The sequence below is a fragment of the Halomonas mongoliensis genome, assembly GCF_052496345.1.
Window position 1 is genome coordinate 692947 of the sequence record NZ_CP199288.1, and the last position, 23421, is coordinate 716367.

General features: G+C 69.0%; 22 protein-coding genes. 6 read left to right on the forward strand and 16 right to left on the reverse strand.

Going from position 1 to position 23421, the window contains the following annotated elements:
* Positions 1–20: 20 nt before the first annotated feature.
* On the reverse strand, positions 21–617 hold the full coding sequence (locus ACRYRV_RS03235; RefSeq protein WP_309637305.1) for a LemA family protein: 597 nt from the start codon (positions 615–617) through the stop codon (positions 21–23).
* Positions 618–822: 205 nt separating this feature from the next.
* Between ACRYRV_RS03235 and ACRYRV_RS03240 the strand changes: the two genes are divergently transcribed.
* Genes ACRYRV_RS03240 through ACRYRV_RS03255 form a run of 4 tightly spaced genes read left to right on the forward strand, consistent with a single transcriptional unit; the run spans position 823 to position 3393 of the window.
* Complete coding sequence (locus ACRYRV_RS03240) at positions 823–2319, forward strand: DUF1538 domain-containing protein (RefSeq protein WP_444985986.1); 1497 nt, start codon at positions 823–825, stop codon at positions 2317–2319.
* Positions 2316–2666 carry a P-II family nitrogen regulator gene (locus tag ACRYRV_RS03245; RefSeq protein WP_110069345.1) on the forward strand — a complete coding sequence of 117 codons (351 nt, stop codon included), beginning with the start codon at positions 2316–2318 and terminating at the stop codon, positions 2664–2666. The genes ACRYRV_RS03240 and ACRYRV_RS03245 overlap by 4 nt, the downstream gene beginning before the upstream one ends.
* Positions 2667–2702: 36 nt before the next feature.
* Positions 2703–3089 carry a CBS domain-containing protein gene (locus ACRYRV_RS03250; protein ID WP_110069344.1) on the forward strand — a complete coding sequence of 129 codons (387 nt, stop codon included), beginning with the start codon at positions 2703–2705 and terminating at the stop codon, positions 3087–3089.
* Positions 3090–3105: 16 nt separating this feature from the next.
* The gene (locus ACRYRV_RS03255) at positions 3106–3393 is read left to right on the forward strand and encodes a hypothetical protein (RefSeq protein ID WP_253450349.1); all 288 of its coding nucleotides are present in this window, start codon (positions 3106–3108) and stop codon (positions 3391–3393) included.
* A 69-nt stretch (positions 3394–3462) separates the two neighbouring features.
* Here ACRYRV_RS03255 and pepN read toward each other — a convergent pair whose 3' ends face one another.
* The 4 genes from pepN to ACRYRV_RS03275 all read right to left on the reverse strand — a co-directional run bounded on the left by pepN (position 3463) and on the right by ACRYRV_RS03275 (position 7787).
* Positions 3463–6096, reverse strand: a complete 2634-nt coding sequence (pepN, locus tag ACRYRV_RS03260) for an aminopeptidase N (protein WP_444985985.1) — start codon at positions 6094–6096, stop codon at positions 3463–3465.
* 115 nt (positions 6097–6211) lie between these two features.
* Positions 6212–6592: a YbaN family protein gene (locus tag ACRYRV_RS03265; RefSeq protein ID WP_444985984.1), complete on the reverse strand. Its 381-nt coding sequence runs from the start codon at positions 6590–6592 to the stop codon at positions 6212–6214.
* 169 nt (positions 6593–6761) lie between these two features.
* Positions 6762–7247 carry a YajQ family cyclic di-GMP-binding protein gene (locus ACRYRV_RS03270; RefSeq protein WP_253450339.1) on the reverse strand — a complete coding sequence of 162 codons (486 nt, stop codon included), beginning with the start codon at positions 7245–7247 and terminating at the stop codon, positions 6762–6764.
* Between the two features lie 42 nt (positions 7248–7289).
* Complete coding sequence (locus ACRYRV_RS03275) at positions 7290–7787, reverse strand: GNAT family N-acetyltransferase (RefSeq protein WP_444985983.1); 498 nt, start codon at positions 7785–7787, stop codon at positions 7290–7292.
* A gap of 169 nt (positions 7788–7956) precedes the next feature.
* Here ACRYRV_RS03275 and ACRYRV_RS03280 point away from each other — a divergent pair, with 169 nt between their 5' ends.
* Both ACRYRV_RS03280 and cobO read left to right on the forward strand, forming a co-directional pair.
* Entirely contained in the window at positions 7957–9456 is a 1500-nt protein-coding gene (locus ACRYRV_RS03280; RefSeq protein WP_444985982.1) for a RimK family protein, read from the forward strand.
* A 74-nt stretch (positions 9457–9530) separates the two neighbouring features.
* Entirely contained in the window at positions 9531–10130 is a 600-nt protein-coding gene (cobO, locus tag ACRYRV_RS03285; protein ID WP_444985981.1) for a cob(I)yrinic acid a,c-diamide adenosyltransferase, read from the forward strand.
* 100 nt (positions 10131–10230) lie between these two features.
* Here cobO and ACRYRV_RS03290 read toward each other — a convergent pair whose 3' ends face one another.
* The 11 genes from ACRYRV_RS03290 to ACRYRV_RS03340 all read right to left on the reverse strand — a co-directional run bounded on the left by ACRYRV_RS03290 (position 10231) and on the right by ACRYRV_RS03340 (position 23343).
* Positions 10231–11526, reverse strand: a complete 1296-nt coding sequence (locus ACRYRV_RS03290; protein WP_253450328.1) for an adenylosuccinate synthase — start codon at positions 11524–11526, stop codon at positions 10231–10233.
* Positions 11527–11587: 61 nt separating this feature from the next.
* Positions 11588–12763, reverse strand: coding sequence for an ATP phosphoribosyltransferase regulatory subunit (locus tag ACRYRV_RS03295; protein ID WP_253450325.1), 1176 nt, complete (start codon positions 12761–12763; stop codon positions 11588–11590).
* Positions 12764–12962: 199 nt separating this feature from the next.
* Positions 12963–13847, reverse strand: a complete 885-nt coding sequence (gene hflC / locus ACRYRV_RS03300; RefSeq protein ID WP_253450320.1) for a protease modulator HflC — start codon at positions 13845–13847, stop codon at positions 12963–12965.
* Positions 13848–15086, reverse strand: a complete 1239-nt coding sequence (gene hflK, locus ACRYRV_RS03305; protein WP_253450316.1) for an FtsH protease activity modulator HflK — start codon at positions 15084–15086, stop codon at positions 13848–13850.
* Positions 15087–15218: 132 nt separating this feature from the next.
* Positions 15219–16553, reverse strand: coding sequence for a ribosome rescue GTPase HflX (gene hflX / locus ACRYRV_RS03310; protein WP_444985980.1), 1335 nt, complete (start codon positions 16551–16553; stop codon positions 15219–15221).
* 8 nt (positions 16554–16561) lie between these two features.
* The gene (gene hfq, locus ACRYRV_RS03315; protein ID WP_253450309.1) at positions 16562–16810 is read right to left on the reverse strand and encodes an RNA chaperone Hfq; all 249 of its coding nucleotides are present in this window, start codon (positions 16808–16810) and stop codon (positions 16562–16564) included.
* Positions 16811–16913: 103 nt separating this feature from the next.
* The gene (miaA, locus tag ACRYRV_RS03320) at positions 16914–17873 is read right to left on the reverse strand and encodes a tRNA (adenosine(37)-N6)-dimethylallyltransferase MiaA (protein WP_444985979.1); all 960 of its coding nucleotides are present in this window, start codon (positions 17871–17873) and stop codon (positions 16914–16916) included.
* A 4-nt stretch (positions 17874–17877) separates the two neighbouring features.
* A complete protein-coding gene (gene mutL / locus ACRYRV_RS03325; protein ID WP_444985978.1) occupies positions 17878–19842 on the reverse strand; it encodes a DNA mismatch repair endonuclease MutL in 1965 nt (654 codons plus the stop codon).
* 23 nt (positions 19843–19865) lie between these two features.
* On the reverse strand, positions 19866–21299 hold the full coding sequence (locus tag ACRYRV_RS03330) for an N-acetylmuramoyl-L-alanine amidase (protein ID WP_444986221.1): 1434 nt from the start codon (positions 21297–21299) through the stop codon (positions 19866–19868).
* An 8-nt stretch (positions 21300–21307) separates the two neighbouring features.
* Positions 21308–21814: a tRNA (adenosine(37)-N6)-threonylcarbamoyltransferase complex ATPase subunit type 1 TsaE gene (tsaE, locus tag ACRYRV_RS03335; protein WP_253450303.1), complete on the reverse strand. Its 507-nt coding sequence runs from the start codon at positions 21812–21814 to the stop codon at positions 21308–21310.
* A 2-nt stretch (positions 21815–21816) separates the two neighbouring features.
* Positions 21817–23343, reverse strand: a complete 1527-nt coding sequence (locus ACRYRV_RS03340) for an NAD(P)H-hydrate dehydratase (RefSeq protein WP_444985977.1) — start codon at positions 23341–23343, stop codon at positions 21817–21819.
* Positions 23344–23421: the final 78 nt, after the last annotated feature.

Below are 23421 nucleotides of genomic sequence, written 5' to 3' on the forward strand. Positions count from 1 at the left end.
TCCCGCTCAGAAGCCGACCATCAGAAACTTACCTTCGGTGCCGCCTGGATCTCGGCGCTATCCTCGAACTCCAGCAGCGCCGCATCCTGCTTGTGGCCGAAGGAGGCGGCCATCACCACCGGCGGAAAGCTCTGCTTGTAGGTGTTGTACTGCATCACCGCATCGTTGAAGGCCTGGCGAGCGAAGGCGACGCGGTTCTCGGTGCTGGTGAGGGTCTCGCTGAGCTGGCGCATGTTCTCCGAGGCCTTGAGGTCCGGGTAGGCCTCCATCACCACGTTGAGCCGCCCCAGGGCCGAGCCCAGGGCTCCCTCGGCCCCGGCCAGCTGCGCCATGGCCCCGGGATCGCCGGGGTGGGCCGCGGCGTTCTGCAGCCCTGCCAGGGCGCCGTTGCGCGCCTCGGTCACCGCCTGCAGGGTCTCGCGCTCGTGGCTCATATAGGCTCGGGCGGTCTCCACCAGGTTGGGAATCAGGTCGTAGCGCCGCTTGAGCTGCACCTCGATCTGGGCGAAGGCGTTCTCGAAGCGGTTCTTCAGCGCCACCAGGCGGTTGTAGACCGAGACCGCGTAGACCACCAGCAGGCCGATCACCACCAGCGGCAGGATCATCGAGAGAGACATGGTCGACTCCTTGTCGAAATAGGGCTGTGAATCCGGCAGGCTTGACCCATATCAAGCGACCGGGCACCGGGAACGTCATGTCGAGGCAAGGGGTTGATGCTATGATCGTGGCTCCCCGGCCCGGCAGCGACAGCTAGAAGGCTAGCAGGCCACCGCGCCGGGGTCGCCATCGGGATGATCGACGAGACGATTCAGGGAGCCGAACTTGGCCGAGCAACTCAGGGACTTCGCCCACGCCTTTCTTCATGCCCTGCGCAACCTGACGCCGATCATCGTGGTCGTGGTGGCCTTTCAGGCTCTGCTGTTCCGGGAGTGGCCCGACGGCGGCCTGAGCATCGCCATCGGCCTGCTGATCGTGGCCGTCGGGGTGGCACTCTTCCTGCAAGGCCTCGAACTCAGCATCTTCCCGGTGGGCAAGCGCCTCGCCAACCAGTTCGCGAGACGCGGCTCCATGCCGCTGCTGATGGCCTTCGGCTTCGCCATCGGCTTCTCGGCGGTGGTGGCCGAGCCCGCCCTGATCGCCGTGGCCGAGCAGGCCTACGAGATCAGCGAGGGGCGCATCGACGCCCTCACCCTGCGCCTGATCGTCGCCACCTCGGTGGGCCTGGTGATGGCCCTGGGGGTGCTGCGGGTGATCCTCGGCCACCCCCTCCACTGGTACATGATCACCGGCTACGTCACCGTGGTGCTGGTGACCTTCTTCGCCCCGGAGGAGATCGTCGGGCTCGCCTACGACTCCGGCGGGGTCACCACCAATATCGTCACGGTGCCGCTGATCGCCGCCCTGGGCATCGGCCTGGCCTCCTCCATTCGCGGACGCAACCCCCTGATCGACGGCTTCGGCCTGGTGGCACTGGCCGTGATGGTGCCGATGATCAGCGTGCAGCTCTACGGGATCCTGGTCTACGCCGACCCGGGCGATATCGCCAACGGCGCCGCCCTGGTGGCCGCCGGCAGCGACGTGGAGAAGCCCTCCGGCCCCCTGGTGATGATCCTCGATCTGTTCGGCATGCTGCGCGACGTGCTGCCCATCATCCTGGTGATTCTCTTCTTCCAGTACGCGGTGCTGCGCCGCCCCCTGGCCAGCCCCGTCAAGGTCGGCGTGGGCTTCGCCCTGGTGATCATCGGCCTCTACGCCTTCGTGGTGGGCCTGAAGCTCGGGCTCTTCCCCATCGGCCAGCGCATGGCCGAACAGCTGATCACCTTCGACACCTGGCTGTGGGTCTATCTCTTCGCCTTCGCCATCGGCTTCGCCACCACCATGGCGGAGCCGGCGCTGATCGCCGTGGGTCAGCAGGCCGAGGAGGCCGCCGCCGGCAAGATCCAGGGCAGCGCCATCCGCCTGCTGGTCGCCGTGGGCGTCGCCATCGGCATCACCATCGGCGTCCACCGCATCATCAGCGGCGACTCCATCCACCACTACATCATCGGCGGCTACCTGCTGGTGATTGTGCTGACCGCCCTGGCCCCCCGCTATATCGTGGCCCTGGCCTTCGACCTGGGCGGGGTAACTACCTCGGAAGTCACCGTCCCCCTGGTCACGGCGCTGGGTATCGGCCTGGCCGGCCAGATCGAGGGGCGTAGCGTGCTGATCGACGGCTTTGGCCTCATCGCCTTCGCCTCGATCTTCCCTATCGTGACCGTGATGAGCTATGCCATCCTGATGGAACGGGTGGCCCACTGGAGAGAGAAGCGACCATGAAGTTTTCCCTGCTGGTGGCCATCGTGCCAGAAGAGCTTGAGCAGGAGTGCATCGATGCCGCCACCGAGGCCGGCGCCGTGGGCATGACCCTGATGTCCGGCCGCGGCATCGGCGGCGAGCGCAAGAAGACCTTCTTCGGCCTGACCTTCGAGGGCAGCCAGAGCGTCATGCTGCTGACCCTGGAGAAGGGGCTGTCGCTCAAGGTGCTCAAGGCGATCCGCCGGGTCGTCAACCCCACGGGAGAGGACTCCAAGGGGCTGGTGATGACCCTGCCCATCGAACACCTGGGCGGTATCGACATGGCGCAGGTCAAGCGCTTCGAAGAGCGCATCCGCCACGAGATCTGAGCGCGCCTCACATCCCTCACCCAATGGAGAGAGACAATGCTGGTCAAGGACATCATGATGCGCGACGTGGTGACGGTGTCACCCTTCGCCACCCTGCGCGACGCCCTGGCGCTGATGAAGAAGCACAACCTCAAGTGCCTGGTGGTGGAGCAGCAGGACCCCCATGACGCCTGGGGCCTGATCACCTACACCAATATCCTCAAGACCATCGTCGCCGAGAACGGCGATATCGATCTGATCAACGTCTACGACGTCTGCGCCAAGCCGGCCATCGGCGTCGGCGAGTCCCTGGACGTGCGCCACGTGGCGCGGCTGATGACCGACAGCATCGTCAAGCGCGTGCTGGTACTCGAGGACAACCGCCTGCTGGGCCTGGTGACCATGGACGATATCGTGGGCACCGTCATGGACCTGATCGAGTAGCGGAGCCCTCGAGGAGATGGAAGAGTTCTTCACCTGGATCGGCCAGACGCTGGGGCAGGTCATCCGCTTCGTGGTCGACCTGCTGACCGGCTTCTTTGCCAATATCGGCAGTGCCGCCCGGGGCTTCCTGGACGGCCTCTCCGGGGCGCTGGGCATCTCGCCGTCGCTGATCAGCCTGGTGGTGCTGGTGATCGGGCTCTGGCTGCTCTGGAAGGGCTTTCGGGCGCTGATGCGCCGGGCGATCCTCGCCACCCTGATCTGGCTATTGCTGGGCTTCGTCGTGCTGAGCTGGCTGATTTATTGATTGCCGCCTGACGCAAAGCGCCGCCCCTTGGGGCGGCGCTTTGGTTGATACCTGCAAGTTACTTTCGGATCACGCGAGGGCCTTCTCGACGACCTCATAGACATTCGGCGAGAGCTTCTCGGCGCGGATGCGCTCGAGCTCGGCCTTCATCAGCGCCTGGCGCTGCTCGTCGAAGCGCGCCCAGCGGGTCAGCGGCGTGATCAGCCGCGCGGCGATCTCCGGGTTGAGGCGGTTGAGCTCGATCACCACGTCGGCCAGCAGGCGGTAGCCCGCACCGTCGAGGCGGTGGAAGTTGACCCGGTTCTGGCCGGCGAAGGTGCCGATCAGCGCCCGCACCCGGTTGGGGTTCTTCAGGGAGAAGGCCGGGTGCTCCATCAGGAACTTGACCCGGTCCAGCGCATCGGGCTGCGGGCGGGTCACCTGGATGGCGAACCACTGATCCATCACCAGGGGGTCGTGGGCCCACTTCTCGCCGAAGGCCCTGAGCGCTGGCTCGCTGAGCTCGTCGCGGCTGCTGTGGGTAAGCAGGGTCAGGGCGTGGCGCACGTCGGTCATGCTGTGGTCCGCCGCGAACTGCTCCCGGGCAAGCTCGATGCCCTCCTCGTCCTCGATGGCCATCAGATAGGAGAGCGCCACGTTCTTCAGGCTGCGCCGGGCGATCTGCTCCGGGGTCGGCGCATAGGCCTCACCCTGCTGGTTGTCGCGATAGACCCGCAGGAAGTCGTCGCGCAGCGCCGTGGCCAGCCCCTGCTTGACGAAGGTGCGCGCCGCATGGATGGCGTCCACGTCCACCAGGGGCTGCTGCTCGGCGATGTAGGCCTCGCTGGGCAGCGTCAGCATCTCGGCCAGCACCGCCCTGTCGTCGCTCTCGGCGGCAAGCAGGCCGCGGAAGGCCTCGACCACCCGGCTGTCCATCACCTTCTCGACGCCGTTGCGATGGGCGGCGATCAGGTCGTCCAGGGCCAGCATGGCCAGGCGCTGACCGGCATCCCAGCGGTTGAAGCCGTCGGAGTCGTTGGCCAGCAGGAAGGCGAGATCCTCGCGGCCGTAAGGGAAGCGCAGCTTCACCGGGGCCGAGAAGCCGCGCAATAGCGACGGCACCGGGGCCTCGGCCACGTCGGTGAAGAGAAACTCCTGCTCCGCCTCGCGCAGGTGAATCACCGCATCGCTGCCCAGCGACTCGCCGTCCAGGGTCAGCGGCAGGTCGCGACCGCTCTTGGTGCCGACGAGGCCCAGGCGGACCGGGATATGCAGCGGCAGCTTGTCGGGCTGCCCCGGGGTGGCCGGGGTGCGCTGGGCCAGCCGCAGGCGATACTCGCCCCGGGCGTAGTCGTACTCGCCGAAGGCGTCGATCTCCGGGGTGCCGGCCTGGTCATACCAGCGCATGAACTGCTCCAGGTCGAGGCCCGAGGCCTCGGCCATGCAGCCCACGAAGTCCTCGATGGTCACCGCCTGGCCGTCGAAGCGTTCGAAGTAGAGATCGCTGCCGCGCCGGAAGGTCTCCTCGCCCACCAGGTTGGCCAGCATGCGCACCACCTCGGCCCCCTTCTCGTAGATGGTCAGGGTGTAGAAGTTGCCGATCTCTATATAGCGGTCCGGGCGCACCGGGTGGGCGGTGGGGCCAGCATCCTCGGCGAACTGGGCGGTGCGGAAGAAGGAGACGTCCTCGATGCGCTTGACCGGCGCCGAGTTGGTGTCGGCGGAGAAGCACTGGTCGCGGAAGACGGTGAAGCCCTCCTTGAGGGAGAGCTGGAACCAGTCGCGGCAGGTGACCCGGTTGCCGGACCAGTTGTGGAAGTATTCGTGGGCCACGATGCTCTCGACCCGCTGGAAGGCGGCGTCGGTGGCGGTATGGGGGTGGGTCAGCACCGCCGCCGAGTTGAAGATATTGAGCCCCTTGTTCTCCATGGCGCCCATGTTGAAGTCGTTGACCGCCACGATCATGAAGAGGTCGAGGTCATACTCGCGGCCGTAGGCCTCCTCGTCCCACTTCATGGCGCGCTTCAGCGAGGCCATGGCGTGGTCGGTCTTGCCGAGGTTCTCCTCCTCCACCCAGATCTGCAGGGTCACCTCCCGCCCGCTCATGGTAGTGAAGGTGTCCTCGACCTTCTTCAGGTCGCCGGCCACCAGGGCGAAGAGGTAGCTGGGCTTGGGGTGCGGGTCTTCCCAGGTGACGAAGTGGCGACCTCCCGGCAGCTGGCCGCGCTCCACCGGGTTGCCGTTGGAGAGCAGCACCGGCTCGCGGCCGGCGTCGCCGATCACCGTGGTGCTGAAGGTGGCCATGACGTCGGGGCGATCCGGGTAGAAGGTGATGCGCCGGAAGCCCTCGGCCTCGCACTGGGTGCAGTACATGCCGCTGGACTGGTAGAGCCCCTCCAGGGCGGTATTGGCCTCGGGGGCGATCTCCACCTCGGTGTCGAGGTGAAAACGCTCGGGCACCCGATGCACGGTCAGGCCGGCGGCGTCGACCTCATACTCGTCCGCCTCCAGGGGCTCACCGTCGATGGCAATGGCCTTGAGGCCGAGCTGCTCGCCGTCGAGGCGAAGCGGCAGGCCGGACTCCCGTTCGGGATGGCGTTCCAGATGCAGGCGCGCCTTGACCCGGGTGGCAGCGGGGTCCAGGTCGAAGGTCAGCTCGGTGCGGGTCACGCGATAGGCGGGAGGACGGTAGTCGCTGAGATGGATCGCCTGGGGATCGGACATTCGGGATGCTCCTGTCGGAAATGGCCACCATTGTACGGCGCCCGCCACCCCTATCTCAAAGCCCTGCCCCACGCCCTGCTCAAAAGTCCCGCCCCAAGCACTGCCCGAAGCGCGCTTACTGCCGGGCCAGCGCGGGTTCCGGGCGGGTGATGATCCACAGCCCCAGCAGGGTCAGCCCGCCGATCAGGGAGAGCTTGAGCCACAGCAGGCTGACGGTAAGCGCCAGCACCAGCATGGAGAAGACCAGCATGCCGGCGGCCAGGTACTTGGCATGACGGGGAATGGCGCGCTCCCCCTCCCAGGCCACCACGGTGGGGCCGAAGCGCGGATGCTCGCGAATCCAGAGGGCGAAGCGCGGCGAACCTCTGGAGGCGGCCCATACCGCCAGCAGCATGAAGCAGGTGGTCGGCATCAGCGGCACGAAGACGCCGATCACGCCGAGGCCGAAGCTCAGCCAGGCAATCAGCAGGAAGGCCAGGCGGCGGATGGATGACATGGCACAGCCTCCGGTAGCGTCTCAGCCTTCATTGAAGCCCAGTCGCGCCCGGCGCGCCAATCGCCATCGCCTATGGGGGTCATGGGCGGCCCGGCGCCAGACGCAGCGAGGCCCGCCTGGGCGGGCCTCGAAAAGCGGGACGGCGGTTCGCCGACACCGGCCGGGACGACTAGTCGCGGAAGTTGTCGAACTGCAGCGGCAGGTCGGGCCCCTCCTCGCCGCGCAGCAGCGCCATCACCGCCTGGAGGTCGTCGCGCTTCTTGCCGGTGACGCGCACCTTCTCGCCCTGGATCTGGGCCTGCACCTTGAGCTTGCTCTCCTTGATGCGTTTGACGATATCCTTGGCCTCCTTCTGCTCCAGCCCCTGCTTGAGCTGGGCCTCCTGGCGGGCCTTGACCCCGGAGAGCACCGGCTCCTGCACATCGAGACAGCGCGGGTCGATGCCGCGAGCGATCAGCTTGTTACGCAGCACGTCGAGCATCTGCTTGAGCTGGAAGTCCACCTCGGCCTCGAGCTTCACGCTGTCGCCCTCCAGGGCAAAGCTGGCGTCGACGCCCTTGAAGTCGAAGCGGGACTGAACCTCGCGATTGGCCTGATCCACGGCGTTGCTGGCTTCGTGCTTGTCGAACTCCGAGACGATATCGAAGGAGGGCATGACGGCTCCTGGCAGTAGTGATGGAAGACGCCGGCCATTCTATCAGCCCGCGCAGGCCACCGCGCCCGCTTCCAGCGCCTTGACCATCTGCCAGGCGGCACAGCCGTCCTCGTAGTACTCCGGCAGCCAGCGCTCGAGGCGAAAGCCCATGCGTCGATAGAGGCCCAGGGCCACGCGGTTGTCGGCGCGCACCTCCAGGCCCAGCCGCTCGGCGCCCCGCTCCCCGGCGGCCTCGGCCAGCGCCTCGAGCAGCCGGCGCCCCAGGCCACCGCCGCGGGCGTCGGGATGCACGCAGAAGGAGTAGAGGCGCGCCCGTCGGCTGCCCTGCCGAAACAGCAGGGTGCCGTAGCCCAGCAGCGCTGCCGGCCTGTGCACTTCGGGGCGCTCGGGCTGCTCGATCACCCAGGTCACCGCATGGGCGCGATTGAGCAGGTGCCACAGCTGACGGCGAGAGAAGCGGTCGCCCTCGAAGGCGCTCTGCTCGAGCCGGTAGAGGGCGTCCAGATCCCGGGAGGTGGCCGGACGCAGGCGGATAGTCATGGGGGGCTCCTGATGGCAATCGCGCCGATTCTGCTCAGGCTCCCGGCTAAAGTCACCTTCCAGGATCATGAAATCTTTTCACCGTCCTGGGCAATTGTCTGCCGCCCTCGTCTGGCCCATGCTGAGCCTCCTCAGCAGCGCTTCTTTCCCTCCGTTCCGGACAGCCACCATGTGCCCCTTGCGAATCGTCGTCGACCGCCTCGATGACTGGCAGCCCTACTACCCCTCCGAGGACCTGATCAGCGCCGCCGACTTCCTGGCCCAGGACCGCCGTCACCGGGTCACCGAGGCGCATCAGGACCGCGCCACCCACGTGCTCAACCTCTGCGGCGAGCTCGACTACCTGGGCAGCGGCTACTATGTCTCGCTGCTGGCCCAGGCCCGGGGCCAGCGGGTGCTGCCCACGGTGGAGACCCTCAACGAGCTCTCCCGCAAGGCGCTGATCGACCTGCAGCTCGACACCCTGGCCCCGCTGCTCGGCGAGCTGGCCCGGGAGGGGGCGTTGACCGGCGACACCCTGACCCTGAGGGTGATGTTCGGCGAGTGCCGGGAGCCCGGCCTGGAGCGGCTGGCCCGCCGGCTCTTCGAGCGCCTCCCCTGCCCGCTGCTGGAAGCCAGGCTGGTGCGCCGCCACGACCTATGGCGGCTGGCGCGCCTGAAGCCGCTGCGCCTGCGCGACCTGGCCGCCGACGAGCAGGACCTCTTTGCCAGCGCGCTCAACCGCCACTCCCGCCAGGTGTGGCGCACCCCCAAGGCGAGGCGCCGCTACCGCTTCGACCTGGCGATCCTGGTGGATCCCGGGGAAGCCATGCCCCCCAGCAACCGCGGGGCGCTCAAGGCCTTTATCCGCGCCGGGCGCCGGCAGGGCATCGACGTCTCGCTGATCACCCGCCGCGACGCCGGGCGGCTGGCCGAGTTCGACGCTCTCTTCATCCGCGAGACCACGGCGCTGGACCACCACACCTACCGCCTGGCCCGGCGCGCCGAGCACGAAGGGCTGGTGGTGATCGACTCGCCCCGGGATATCCTGCGCTGCACCAACAAGGTCTACCTGCACGCCCTGCTGCGCGCCCGGGGTGTACCGGCACCGGAGGGGGTGCTGCTGCAGCGCGGCGATCGCCGCCCCCTGGCCGAGCGGCTCGGGCGGCTCGACTTCCCGCTGGTGCTCAAGGTCCCGGACGGCGCCTTCTCCCGAGGGGTGGTCAAGGTCGCGGATCTCGCTCAGCTGGAGCGGGAGTCCGCCCGCCTCTTTCGCGACTCCGCCCTGCTGCTGCTCCAGGAGTGGCTGCCCACCGAATATGACTGGCGCATCGGCGTGCTGGACGGCCAGGTGCTGTTCGCCAGCCGCTACTTCATGGCCCGGGGCCACTGGCAGATCTATGACCACTCCGGTGCTCGGGTGAAGAGCGGCGGCTTCTCCACCCACGACCCGGCCGAGGTGCCGCCGGCGGTGATCAAGGCCGCGCTCAGGGCCTGCCGGCTGATCGGCGACGGCTTCTATGGCGTGGACCTCAAGCAGTCCGGCGAGCGGGTGGTGGTGATCGAGGTCAACGACAACCCCAACGTCGACGCCGGCATCGAGGATGCGGTGCTGGGCCGCGCCCTCTACGAGCGCATCATGGGGGTCTTCCTCTCGCGTATGGAGGCCCAGGTGCGCCAGGACAGATGAACCGGAGCTGACGCCGCGAGCGCTCTCGCGTAGACTCAGGTCTTCGACAAACCCTGTACAGAAATGGACCCAAGATGAGCGATCGCGATACCCGCCACCAGCAGGCGATGCAGAAACTCAAGGCCCACGTGGACGAGAAGGTCGCCGCCGCCACCGAGCAGCGCGGCCTGCTGCTGGTCTTTACCGGCAACGGCAAGGGCAAGACCACCGCGGCCTGGGGCACGGTGACCCGCGCCCTGGGCTACGGCTACAAGGTAGGAGTGGTGCAGTTCATCAAGGGGCAGTGGGAGTGCGGCGAGCGGGAGCAGCTGGTGGAAGACCCCAACCTCGAGGTCGCCATCATGGGCACCGGCTTCACCTGGGAGACCCAGAACCGCGAGACCGATACCGCCGCCTGCCGCGAGGTGTGGGCCGAGGCGGAGCGCATGCTGGCCGACCCCGAGGTCTTCCTGGTGGTGCTCGACGAGATCACCTATATGCTCAAGTTCGGCTACCTGGATATCGAGACGGTGAAGCGCGCCCTCGAGAACCGCCCGCCGGAGCAGAGCGTGATCGTCACCGGGCGCAACGCCCACCGTGAGCTCCTTGCCCTGGCCGATACCGTCACCGAGATGCAGGAGGTGCGCCACGCCTTCAACTCGGGGGTGCAGGCCCGCCGCGGCATCGACTACTGACGGAAAGCGGCAGCTAACGGAAAGCAGAAGGCCCCGCCTGTGCGGGGCCTTCTGCTTCCTGCCTGCGGACCAGCCACAGGCGGCCGGAGAGCGACGGCGCTCAGCCCTCGAAGGGGTTGCGCAGCACGATGGTCTCGTTGCGATCCGGGCCGGTGGAGATGATGTCAATGCTGACGCCCACCTTCTCCTCCAAGTAGCGGATATAGGCGCGGGCGTTGGCCGGCAGGTCCTCGACGCGCTGGGCGCCCAGGGTCGACTCGCTCCAGCCCGGCAGGTCCTCGTAGAGCGGCTCGATGGCCTCGTAGCCCTCGGAGTCCACCGGGGTGTCGAGCACCTCGCCATCCTTGCTGCGGTACCCCACGCAGACGCGGATGTTCTCCAGACCGTCGAGGACGTCGAGCTTGGTCAGGCAGATGCCCGAGACCGAGTTGATCTGCACCGCATGGCGCAGGGCCACGGCGTCGAACCAGCCGCAGCGCCGCGGGCGGCCGGTGGTGGCACCGAACTCGTGCCCCTTCTCGGCCAGGTGACGGCCGTGGTCATCGAAGAGCTCGGTGGGGAAGGGGCCGGAGCCGACCCGGGTGGTATAGGCCTTGGTGATGCCCAGCACGTAGTCCAGGTAGAGCGGGCCGACGCCGGAACCGGTGGCGGTACCGCCGGCGGTGGTGTTGGAGCTGGTCACGAAGGGGTAGGTGCCGTGGTCGATGTCCAGCAGCGAGCCCTGGGCGCCCTCGAAGAGGATGTTCTCGCCCGCCTTGCGGTAGTCGTGGACCAGGCCCACGGTGTCGCAGACCATGGGGCGCAGCTCATCGGCCATCTGCATGGCCTCGTCGAGCACCTCCTGGAAGTCCACCGGCTTTTCGCCGTGGTAGTTGACCAGCACGAAGTTGTGGTAGTCCAGCACCTCGCCGAGCTTGGAGGCGAAGCGCTCGCGGTGCAGCATGTCGCCCAGGCGCAGGCCGCGGCGGGCGACCTTGTCCTCGTAGGCCGGGCCGATGCCGCGGCCGGTGGTGCCGATCTTGGCCACGCCGCGCGCCTTCTCGCGGGCCTGGTCCAGGCGCACGTGGTAGGGCAGGATCAGCGGGCAGGCCGGGGAGAGCCGCAGGCGCTCGCGCACCGGCACGCCCTTCTCCTCAAGCTCGCGGATCTCCTTGATCAGCGCCTCGGGCGAGAGCACCACGCCGTTGCCGATGACGCAGGTCTTGTCCTTGCGCAGGATGCCGGAGGGAATCAGGTGCAGGACGGTCTTCTCACCGTCGATCACCAGGGTATGGCCGGCGTTGTGACCGCCCTGGAAGCGCACCACGGCGGCGGCGGATTCGGTCAGCAGGTCGACGACCTTGCCCTTGCCCTCGTCACCCCACTGGGTGCCCAGTACCACTACGTTCTTGCCCATTGCTCTCTCGTCTCTCGTTGCCGCGCGCCGGCTGGCCGTCGCGCCCAAGGTTTAACCCAGTCTACAGTGCCACGGCCTGCCAGTGGCCATCGGTGAACACCAGTTCGCGATCGCAGCGGTGCTCGGCGGGCCCGGTGCGCTGCCCCGGCAGCGCCTGGACCACCCGCTCGCCCTGTCCGCGCAGCGTCATCACCGCTTCTGCCAGCCCCTCGCCCTCCGCCGGGGCCCAGATGCCCTCACGGGGCGGCAGCGCGGGAGAGAGCCCCGCCAGCTGCTTGAGGTCCATGGAGAAGCCGGTGGCCGGGCGGGCGCGGCCGAAGGCGCGCCCGGTGTCGTCATAGCGGCCGCCCTTGGCCAGCGCCTGGCCGTAGCCGGGCACATAGGCGGCGAACATCATGCCGGTATGGTAGGCGTAACCGCGCAGCTCGCCCAGATCGAAATAGGCCTCCACCTCGGGGTGGCTGGCCGCCACGCCCTGATGCAGGGCGCGCAGCTGCTCGAGGGCCGCGCCCACCGCGGCGGGTGCCTCGGCGAAGGCCTCCCGGGCCTCCTCGAGCACCTCGGCGCCGCCGTGCAGCCGCCCCAGGGCCAGGAACATCTCCGCCAGGGTCGGGTCCGCGACGCTCTCGGCGACCCGCTCGGCAATGGCGCCCGGGCTCTTGAGCTCCAGGGCCTCGAAGAGGGCCCGCTCGGCGTCGCCCGCGAGGCCCGCGGCCTCCACCAGGCTGCGGTAGATGCCGATATGGCCCAGCGCCAGGTGAATCTCGCCGGCGCCGGCGGCGGTCAGGCTGGCCAGCGCCAGATGCAGGATCTCGAGGTCCGCCTCGATGCCGGCATGGCCGAACAGCTCGACCCCGACCTGTACCGGGCTGCGCCCCCCCTGATGCTGGTCGGCGGTGGCCCGCAGCACATTGGTGCAGTAGCAGAGCCGCACCGGCCCCTGGCGCTTGAGCGAATGGGCGTCCATGCGCGCCACCTGAGGGGTGACGTCGGCGCTAACGCCCATCATGCGGCCGGTCAGCTGGTCGGTGAGCTTGAAGGTCTGCAGCGCCAGGTCGGAGCCGGTGCCGGTGAGCAGGGAGTCGAGAAACTCCGCCGTCGGCGGCATCACCTGGTCGTAGCCCCAGCGGTGGTAGAGGTCGAGCAGCGCGCGGCGCAGCTCCTCCATGCGGCTTGCCTGAGGCGGCAGCACCTCGTCCATGCCGTCGGGCAGCAGCCAGCGGTCAGCGATGGTCATGTGAATCATCCTGCAAGGCAGTGAAAAGGCCGTGGAAAAGACGCTCGAACCGAAGCGTCGGCGAGCATCCAGGCGCGACAGGACTCGCGAGGTCTTGCGCGCGAGATCTGGCGATAGACGGCCACAAAAAAACCGGGCCACGCCCGGTTGCAGGAGTCTACCACGTTTGCGCCGGGGATGAACCCCGGCGCTTTCGCCGTTACTGCCCGTTGTCGGGCATGGCGCTCTTCAGGTAGCGGAAGAAGTCGCTGGAGGGGTCCAGCACCAGCATGTTGCCGTCGCCCTGGAAGCTCTCGCGGTAGGCGTTCAGGCTGCGCCAGAAGGCGAAGAACTCCTGGTCCTGGGAGTAGGACTCCGAGAAGATCGCCGCGGCCTCGGCATCGCCCTCACCGCGCAGGGTCTCGGCCCGCTCGGTGGCCTGGGCCAGCAGCACCTGGCGGCGGCGGTCGGCATTGGCGCGAATCCGCTCGGCCTCCTCCTGGCCCTGGGCGCGCCACTCGCGGGCCTCCCGCTCACGCTCGGAGCGCATGCGGTCAAAGACCGCCGCGGAGACGTCGTCGGGCAGGTCGATCCGCTTGACGCGCACGTCGACGATGGCGACGCCGAGCTCCTCGCGCAGCAGGGCATCGAGGTCCTGGGTCGGCCCGATCATCAGGTCGTCACGGCGCTCGGCGATGATCTGCTGAAGGTCCAAGCGGCCGAACTCGTTACGCAGGCTCTCGTCGACCCGCGGCTGGATCAGGCGGATCGCCATCATCTCGTCGCCGGCGGTGGCCTCGTAGTAGCGGGTGGGGTTGACCACCTGCCACTTGACGTAGGAGTCCACGATCACCGCCTTCTGCTCCAGGGTCAGGTAGCGGCTGGTGTCGGTATCCAGGGTCAGCACCCGGGTGTCGAACTTGCGCACCGTCTGGGTGATCGGCACTTTGAAGTGCAGGCCCGGCTGGATGTTCTCCTCGATGACCTCACCGAAGCGCAGCTTGACGGCGCGCTCGGTCTCGTCGACCACGTAGAGGCTGTTGCTGGCCAGCCAGGCCACGGCGGCCAGGCCGCCGACGATGAGCAGGGAACGATTATTGATCATTTAGCGGCCCTCCCTGCGGATTCCACTGTTGCTGCTGGAGCTCGTGCCGGTCTGACCGGAGCGCAGGCGCTCCAGCACCCGCGGGTCGAGCTCGCCCTGCTCGCCCAGGCGCTCGCCGGAGGACGAGGTACCGCTGCCGCCGTTGCCCATCTGGTCGAGGGGCAGGTACATCAGCGGGCTGTCGGAGGCCACGTCCACCAGCACCTTGGGCGTGCTGCCGAAGACCTCGGCGATGGCATCCAGATAGAGGCGCTCGCGCATGACCGCCGGCGACTGCTGGTACTGGGAGAGCAGCGCGTTGAAGCGGTTGGCCTGACCGCGCGCTTCCGCCACCACCGACTCGCGGTAACCCTGGCCCTGCTCGACCAGGCGCTGTGCCTGACCCTGGGCCTCGGGGATGATGGCATTGGCGTAGGCCATGCCCTGGTTGATGGTCCGCTGACGATCCTCACGGGCCCGGATCACGTCGTCGAAGGCGTCGATGACCGGCGCGGGGGCCGAGGTGGACTCGATGTTGATGGTCTGCAGGCGAATGCCGGTACCGTAGCTGTCCAGGTAGGACTGCAGACGGCTGGACACCGAGCTGCCGAGGATCTCACGACCCGAGGTCAGGATCTCGATCATGTCGGTGCCGCCGACCACGTGACGCAGCGCCGAATCCAGCGCGTTCTCGATGGAGAGCTGGGGGTTGCGCACGTTAAGCACGAAGTCGCGGGGGTTGGAGACCTGATACTGAGCCGAGATCTCGACCTCGACGATATTCTCGTCGCGGGTCAGCATCGACTGGGTCTGGGTCAGGGAGCGCACCCGGGTCACATTGACCATGCGCACGTCGTCGATCAGCGGCGGGTTCCAGTGCAGGCCCGGGCTCACCACCTCCTGGAACTTGCCGAAGCGCAGCACCACGCCCCGCTCGGACTGGTCCACCAGGTAGAAACCGGACGCCGCCCAGATGGCCAGCGCCACGATGATCAGCAGGCCCGGGAGCGCAAAGACGTTGCGGGGCTTGCCGCCACCGCCCTTGCCGCCCTTGCCGCCGCCCTTGCCGCCGCGGCCGCCGAGCATGCCGTTGAGCTTGTCCTGAAACTTCTTCAGGGCCTCATCGAGATCGGGGGGGCCCTGGTTGCCGCCGCGGTTGCCACCGCCGCCGTTGCCGCCGCCACTGCCACCGCCGCGTCGGCCACCACCACTCCAGGGGTCGTGCTGGTTACCGCCACCACCAGGCTCATTCCAGGCCATAGGTCTTCTCCATAGTGCGTTGCTGCCCCGGCCGGCAAGCCGGTCGGGGCCTCGGTTGCGATCCTGTCGGCACCCCTGCCGGGAGCGGGGCGCCCGTCGACCTTGTCGTTATCGTCGTCCGCCTGCCGGCGCCTACCTGCCTTCCTGAAGCGTCTCCTCCCAGGCCTCGCGCTCCTGCAGCGCGGCCGGGAGGTAGTCGCCGGCGCGCTCGCCGAGCCGCGCCATCAGCTGCAGGAAGTCGCGGCGCGGCAGCCTGACCTGCAGCCGGGTGAGCCCCTCCTCGTCGAAGGTCTCGTCGCGCACCGCGCCGAGCTCGTGGAGCGCCGCGCGCAGCTTGCCCTGCGCCGGGGCCAGGCTGAGGGAAAATTCGAGCACGTCTTCCGCCAGCCGCTCGGCCAGGGCCTCGGCCAGCAGCTCGAGCCCCTTCCCTTCCTTGGCCGAGAGCCACACCACTTCGGGGCGGCCCTCGCCGTCGCGCTCGATGCGCGGGGCGCTGTCGAGCAGGTCGATCTTGTTCATTACCTTGAGCATCGGCACCTCCAGGGCGCCGATCTCATGGAGCACCGACTCGACCTGCTCGACGTTGAGCTCACGGTCCGGGTCGGCGGCGTCGATCACGTGCACCAGCAGGGTGGCCTCGGCGGCCTCCTGCAGGGTCGCGCGAAACGCCTCCACCAGCTTGTGGGGCAGGTGGCGGATGAAGCCGACCGTGTCGGCCAGCACCACCGGCCCCACGTCCTCGATCTCCAGGCGCCGCAGCGTGGGGTCGAGGGTAGCGAAGAGCTGGTCGGCCGCATAGACCTCGGAAGCGGTCAGGGCGTTGAACAGCGTTGACTTGCCGGCGTTGGTGTAGCCCACCAGCGAGACGCTGGGAATCTCGGCCCGGGCCCGGGAGCGCCGATTCTGCTCGCGCTGGACGCGCACCTTGTCGAGGCGCTTGTGGATCGCCTTGATGCGCGCCCGCAGCAGGCGCCGGTCGGTCTCGAGCTGAGTCTCACCCGGGCCGCGCAGGCCGATACCGCCCTTCTGTCGCTCCAGGTGAGTCCAGCCGCGCACCAGCCGAGTGGACATGTACTCGAGCTGGGCCAGCTCCACCTGCAGCTTGCCCTCGTGGGTGCGCGCCCGCTGGGCGAAGATATCGAGGATCAGGCCGGTGCGGTCGAGCACGCGGCACTTGAGCTCGCGCTCGAGGTTGCGCTCCTGGGACGGGCTCAGGGCGTGGTTGAAGAGGACAAGCTCGGCGCCGTGGACCTTGAGCGCGTCGCGCAGCTCTTCCACCTTGCCGGAGCCCACGAAGGTGCGCGGATCGGGACGACTGCGGCTGCCGGTCAGCAGCGTGGCAGGGTCGGCACCGGAGGAGCGAACGAGTTCGAGGAACTCACCCGCATCCTCGCGCTCCTTTTCGTCCTGGAAATCCACATGGACGAGTACGGCCGTTTCACCGGCGTCGGGACGTTCGAAAAACAATCACTACCTCACTGGGTTTCCTGCTGCGCGGCAGGATCCTGGGCCGGAAGGCGCACGTTGCGCGACGGCACCACGGTGGAGATGGCGTGCTTGTAGACCATCTGGCTCACGGTGTTGCGCAGCAGAATGACAAACTGGTCGAAGGATTCGATCTGGCCCTGCAGCTTGATGCCGTTAACCAGAAAGATCGATACCGGGATGCGCTCCTTGCGCAGAATGTTCAGGTACGGATCTTGAAGGGACTGCCCTTTGGACATGTTGCTCTCCCTGAAATTGTCTCTTGGGGTTGAGGTTTTATCGTTTATGGCTAATCAAGCCTTATCGGCATCTCAGCGGCCTGGCACGGACCACCCGCCTGTTTCACGAAGGAGTTATCTTACGCCAAGTGCCGCATGGGCGCACGAGTTTCAGCACCGCTTCCAGCGGGTCGTCCCCGAGGGTATCGACCCACTGGAGGCCCTCCCAGCTGCGCATCCAGGTCAGCTGACGCTTGGCCAGCTGGCGGGTGGCGACGATGCCGCGATGGCGCAGGGTCTCGAGGTCATGCTCGCCGTCGAGGTACTCCCAGGCCTGGCGGTAGCCGACGCTCTTCATCGACGGCAGGTCGAGGGAGAGGTCGCCGCGGGCGCGCAGCGCCGCCACCTCATCGAGAAAGCCCGCCTCCAGCATGGCATCGAAACGCCGGGCGATACGCTGGTGGAGTACGCTGCGATCCGAGGGTGCGAGCCCTATCGACAGCGTACGCCAGGGAAAGGTTTCCGCTCGCTGCTCGGCCCACAGCTCGCTGAGCGGCCGACCGCTGAGGCGATAGACCTCCAGCGCCCGCATCAGCCGCTGAGGGTCGTTGGGATGGATGCGCGCCGCCGAGGCCGGATCGACCCGGGCGAGCTCGGCGTGCAGGGCGGCAAGCCCCCGGGCGCGCGCCTCGGCGGTCAGCTCGGCGCGCACCGCCGGGTCCGAGGAGGGCAGGTTGGCCACCCCGTGCAGCAGCTGCCGGAGATACATCATGGTGCCGCCCACCAGCAGCGGCACCCCGCCGGCTGCGCTGATCTGTCGCATCTCGCGCAGGGCGTCCGCGCGGAACTCCGCCGCCGAGTAGGGCTCGGCGGGGTCGCGGATGTCGATCAGCCGGTGGGGGGCCCGGGCCAGCTCCTCGGGGGAGGGCTTGGCGCTGCCGATATCCATGCCGCGGTAGACCATGGCGGAGTCGACGCTGATCAGCTCGCAACCGAGCCGCTCGTGGAGGGCGATGGCCAGATCGGTCTTGCCGGCGGCGGTGGGCCCCACCAGCAGGATGGCGGGAGGGCGGGTATCCGGCATCGAACTACTGCCCCCTCATGAAGAGCCGGTCCAGGTCCTTCATGCTCATCTCGGTCCAGGTGGGGCGGCCGTGGTTGCACTGGCCGCTGCGCTCGGTGCGCTCCATGTCGCGCAGCAGGGCGTTCATCTCGGCCGTCGTCAGCTGACGATTGGCGCGCACGCTGCCGTGGCAGGCCATGGTGGAAAGCAGCTCGTTGACATGGGCCTCGAGGCGGTCGGAGCGGCCGTAGCGCTCCAGGTCGGCGAGCATGTCGCGCACCAGCGGCTCCACGTCGGCATCGGCGAGCAGCGCCGGCAGCTGGCGCACCAGCAGGGTCTCGGGGCCGGCCACGTCGAGCTCCACGCCGAAGCGGGCGAAGGCGTCGCGCTCCGCCTCGGCGGTGGCCACCTCGGCGGCGCTGGCCGAAAGCGACACCGGCACCAGCAGCGGCTGGGCATCCAGCCGCCCGCCGTGTACCTGGGTCTTCATGCGCTCGTAGACGATGCGCTCGTGGGCGGCGTGCATGTCCACCAGGATCAGGCCACGCTCGCTCTGGGCGAGGATATAGACGCCGTGGAGCTGGGCGATGGCGTAGCCCAGCGGCGGCGCCCGTGTGTCGTCGGCCTCGGGCAGCGACGGACGACGGGCGGCCTGCACCGCCTGGCGCTCGGCCAGGGCCACCCCGGCGGCGCTGCCGCCGACACCGCCCCCCTCGGCCCGGGGCGCCGCAGGCTGGGGCGTCAGCAGCGCCTCCTCGTGGCTCGGATGCAGGCTGCGGTAGCCCTCCATGAAGGCGCGGACGCGATCCGGCGTCACCCGCTCGCCCTCCTCCCGTCCCGGCAGCGCCATGGGCTGCTGCTCCCAGCGGGCGTCGCGTTCCCGCACCTGCCCTGCCTCTTGGGGCTCACCGCCATCGGCCTCGGCGCCATCGCCAGCCGGCAGCTCATCCGACTGGCCCGTCCCCGGCTGGCCGGCCCTCGCCTCCCCCAGGGCCCGATGCAGGCTGGAGAAGAGGAAGTCGTGGACCAGGCGGCCATCCCGGAAGCGCACCTCATGCTTGGTGGGATGGACGTTGACGTCCACCACCGTGGGATCCACCTCCAGGTAGAGCACGAAGACCGGATGGCGGCCAGCGAAGAGCACGTCGCGGTAGGCCTGGCGCACCGCATGGGCCACCAGGCGGTCGCGCACCACGCGCCCGTTGACGAAGAAGTACTGCTGGTCGGCCTGGGCCCGGGAGTGGGTGGGCAGCCCCACCCAGCCCCAGAGACGCAGGCCGGAGGCAGCAAGGTCCAGGTGCAGGGCGTTCTCCAGGAACGCCTTGCCGAGCAGCGAGGCGATGCGTCGCTCACGGCTGGCCTGGTCGTCCCCGGGACGCAGCTGGTGGAGGGTCTTCTGGTTGTGGCGCAGTATCCAGCCGATGTCGTAGCGGGAGAGCGCCTGGCGGCGGAAGGCCTCCTCCACGTGGCTGAACTCGGTCTTCTCGGTGCGCAGGAACTTGCGCCGGGCCGGCGTGTTGAAGAAGAGGTCGCGCACCGTCACCGAGGTGCCCCTGGGGTGCGGTGCCGGGCTGACCCTGGGCTCCATATTGCGCCCCTCGGCCACCACCCGCCAGCCGGCGGTGGGGTCATCGGCGGCATTGGAGGTCAGCTCCAGACGCGAGACCGAGCTGATCGAGGCGAGCGCCTCGCCGCGAAAGCCGAGGCTCGCCACCCCCTCGAGCTCCTCCAGGGAGAGGATCTTGCTGGTGGCGTGGCGCGACAGGGCGAGGGGGAGGTCCTCCTCGGCGATGCCGCTGCCGTCGTCACGCACCCGGATCAGCCGGGCACCGCCCGCCTCCAGCTCCACCTCGATACGCGTGCTGCCGGCGTCGATGGCGTTTTCCACCAGCTCCTTGACCACCGAGGCCGGGCGCTCCACCACCTCGCCGGCGGCGATCTGGTTGGCAAGACGCGGGTCAAGGACCCGGATACGGCGCTGTTCAGACATATCTCTCCATGCACGCTGGACGCTCAGGAACGGGGAATGCGCAGCACCTGGCCCACGCGGATCACGTCGCCGTTGAGCTCGTTGGCCTGCTTGAGGCGGCTCGTCGAAACGTTGTGGCGAGCGGCGATCTGCGAGAGCGTATCGCCGGGCTGGATCCGATACTCGTTGCCGCCGGTGCTGCGGTTGTTGTCGCGCTGCCAGGCCAGCAGGCTGGCCGGCGGCGGGTTGCGGCGGAAGTGGTCCTGAAGGCCGGCGAAGATCGCCCGGGCCAGGTTCTGCTGGTGGCTCGGATCGCGCAGGCGACGCTCCTCGTCGGGGTTGGAGATGAACCCCGCCTCGATCAGCAGCGAGGGGATATCCGGCGACTTGAGGACCATGAAGCCGGCCTGCTCCACCCGGTTGCGATGCAGGCGATTGACCCGCCCCAGCTGGTCGAGCACCTGGCCGCCGATGGAGAGGGAGTCGTTGAGGGTGGCGGTCATGGTGAGGTCGAGCAGCACGCCGCGCAGCACCTCGTCCTTGTCGCGCAGGGAGAGGTTGCCATCCACGCCGCCGATCAGGTCGGCGCGGTTCTCGCTCTCCGCCAGCCACTGGGCGGTCTCCGAGGTGGCACCGCGCTGGGAGAGGGCATAAACCGAACTGCCCTGGGGGCGCGGGCTGGTAAAGGCGTCGGCATGGATGGAGACGAAGAAGTCGGCCTTCTGCTCCCGGGCGATCTGGGTGCGCTGGCGCAGTCCCACATAGTAGTCGCCGTCGCGGATCATGACGGCCCGGAAGCCTTCGGCCTCATCCACCAGCCGCTGCAGGCGCCGGGAGATCTCCATCACCACGTCCTTCTCGCGGGTGCCGCCGGGTCCGATGGCCCCCGGGTCCTCGCCGCCGTGGCCGGGGTCGATGGCGATGATGATATCGCGCCTGGGGTGGGGCTGAGCCTGCTGCAGCGCCACCGCCGCCTCCGGCACTACCCGCTCCGGCTCACTCCCGGACTCGGCCCGGGCCCGATTGGCGGCGATCTCCTGCTCGCGGAGCATCGCCTCGATGGGGTCGATGGGATCCTGGACGGCGCTCTCGCCGGGGTACTCGAGGTCCACCACCAGACGATGGCCGTACTGGTCGTTGGGCGCCAGGCTGAAATGGCGCGGCTCCACCTCGCGCTCGAGCTCGAGCACCACGCGCAGGCCGCCACCGTCCCGCACTCCGGTGCGAATGCGGCTGATGGCGCTGCCGGAGAGGTCGATGCCGGCGACGTCCGCGGCCATGCGGCTGTCATCGAGGTCGACCACCAGGCGCCTGGGGCTGTCCAGCCCGAAGACGCTGGCGCTGGCCGGCCCGGAGAGGTCGAAGACCAGGCGGGCATGGTCCGGGGCCGCCCAGAGGCGCATGTTCTCCACCTCGGCGGCCTGCAGCCCGGTCAGAGGCAGCCACAGCAGGGTTGCGACCAGAAGGCCGCGCAGCATCCGCTTGATCATCGTGGCGTCTCGCCCTCCTCCGCGGTGTCGGCGCAGCCGGCCAGGGCGGGCATCGCCGCGAGCCTCGCCATGACCCGCTCGCCGAGCTCGCTTACGGCCTCGAGGCGAGCCAGGCGGCCAGGGCCGGCCAGGGTCAGGGTGATCCGCAGGTCGGGCTCGGGCAGCCAGCCCTCGCCGCGGCTGGGCCACTCCACCAGGCAGAGGGCGTCATCGTCGAAGAGGTCGCGGCCGCCGATAAACTCCAGCTCCTCGGGGTCACCCAGCCGATAGAGGTCGAAATGGTGAATCCGGGCGTTCTCGAGCTCATAGGGCTCCACCAGGGTATAGGTGGGGCTCTTGACCGCTCCGGCGTGGCCATAGGCGCGCAGCACCCCGCGGGTCAGGGTGGTCTTGCCGGCCCCCAGCTCCCCCTCGAGGTAGACTCGCCCACGCCCCTCCAGGGCCCGCCCCAGGCACTCGCCCAGGGTCACCTGACGCGCTTCATCATCGAGTCGCAGCCGCATCGTCACCGCCCCATTGTCCCGCTGATAGTCGGATTGACCAGAATTCGCGCATAGGATGCCAGATCACCGGCCAGCAGACCACGCTCCCCGGCGTTCGCGGCGGCGAGATCCGCGGCCAGGGCGTGCACCAGCACACCGAGCCGGGCGGCGGCCTCCAGGGGCAGGCCCTGGGCCAGCAGGGCCCCAAGCATGCCGGAGAGCGAATCGCCCATGCCGCCGCTGGCCATTCCCGGGTTGCCGAAGGGGCAGACCACGAGGCCCTCGGGCCCGGCCACCAGGGTCCCGGCCCCCTTGAGCACCACCACGCCACCGAAGCGCTCGCGCAGGGCCAGGGCCGCAGCGGGGCGGTCCGCCTCGACCTCGGCGGCGGAGCCGCCCAGCAGCCGGGCCGCCTCCCCGGGGTGGGGCGTCAGGATCCAGCCGTCGCGGCGCCTTCCCGAGAAGCGCTCGGCCAGCAGGTTGAGGCCATCGGCGTCCACCACCAGCGGCCGCCCGGCCTCGAGGGCCGCCTGCAGCATGGCCTGCCCCCAGCTTCCCTGCCCCAGGCCCGGGCCCACCACCAGCACGTCGGCCAGGGCCGGCAGCGTGCCGAGATCCGACGCGCCGCGCACCCCGTGGGCCATCACCTCCGGGCGTCGCACCAGGCTCGCCGTGACGTGCTCGGGGGCGGTGGCCAGGCTCACCTTGCCTGCGCCCAGCCGGGCGCAGGCCTCGGCGGCCAGCAGCGCCGCCCCGCCAAAGCCCGGCGCCCCGCCCAGGATCAGCGCATGGCCGCAGTCTCCCTTGTGGGCGCTGCGGGGGCGGGGGGGCAGCCAGGCCTCGAGCAGGGACTCGTCGAGCAGCCGCGCGGCGGGCACCAGGTCCGTCTCGGCCAGGGCGTCCACCCCGAGCGACCGAAAGGCCAGCTCGCCGACGTGCTCCGCCGCCGCCCCGGTATGCAGCCCCAGCTTGTCACCGATAAAGGTGACCGTGGCGCTGGCCCGCACCGCCTCGCCCAGCACGACGCCGGTATCGGCATGCAGCCCGGAGGGGATATCGATGGCGTATACGGGCAGGCCGCAGGCGTTGACCGCCGCGATCGCCTCCCGGAAGGCGCCGCGCACCTCGCCGGCAAGCCCGGTGCCGAGCAGCGCATCCACCACCAGCTCGCCGGTGAAGGCCATGCCGGGCGCCCAGGGCTCGGCGCCCACGCCCGCCGCCGTGGCCATCTCGGCGGCCAGGCGGGCGTCGCCTGCGAGCTCGTCGACGCCCTTGAGCAGGATACGCTGCACGGCGAGCCCTTCCGCGGCGGCCAGGGCCGCCAGCACATGACCGTCGCCGCCGTTGTTGCCGGCGCCGCAGAGCACCGTGAGCGCGCGCGTCTCGGGCCAGCGCTCTCGCAGCCGCTGCCAGGCGGCGGCGCTGGCCCGCTGCATCAGGGCGAAGCCCTGGATGCCGCCGGCGATGGTGCGTCGGTCGAGCTCGCGCACCTGCTCGGCGCGATAGAGGGGGCGCAGCGGCGGCGCGGGATGGACGCTGGTGGCGGTCATGCGGTGTCTCCCGAGGGGCAATGCTTTACCATGGCGGTATCGACTGACGAACAGTGTAAAGCCTTCCCGGCCTGCGCC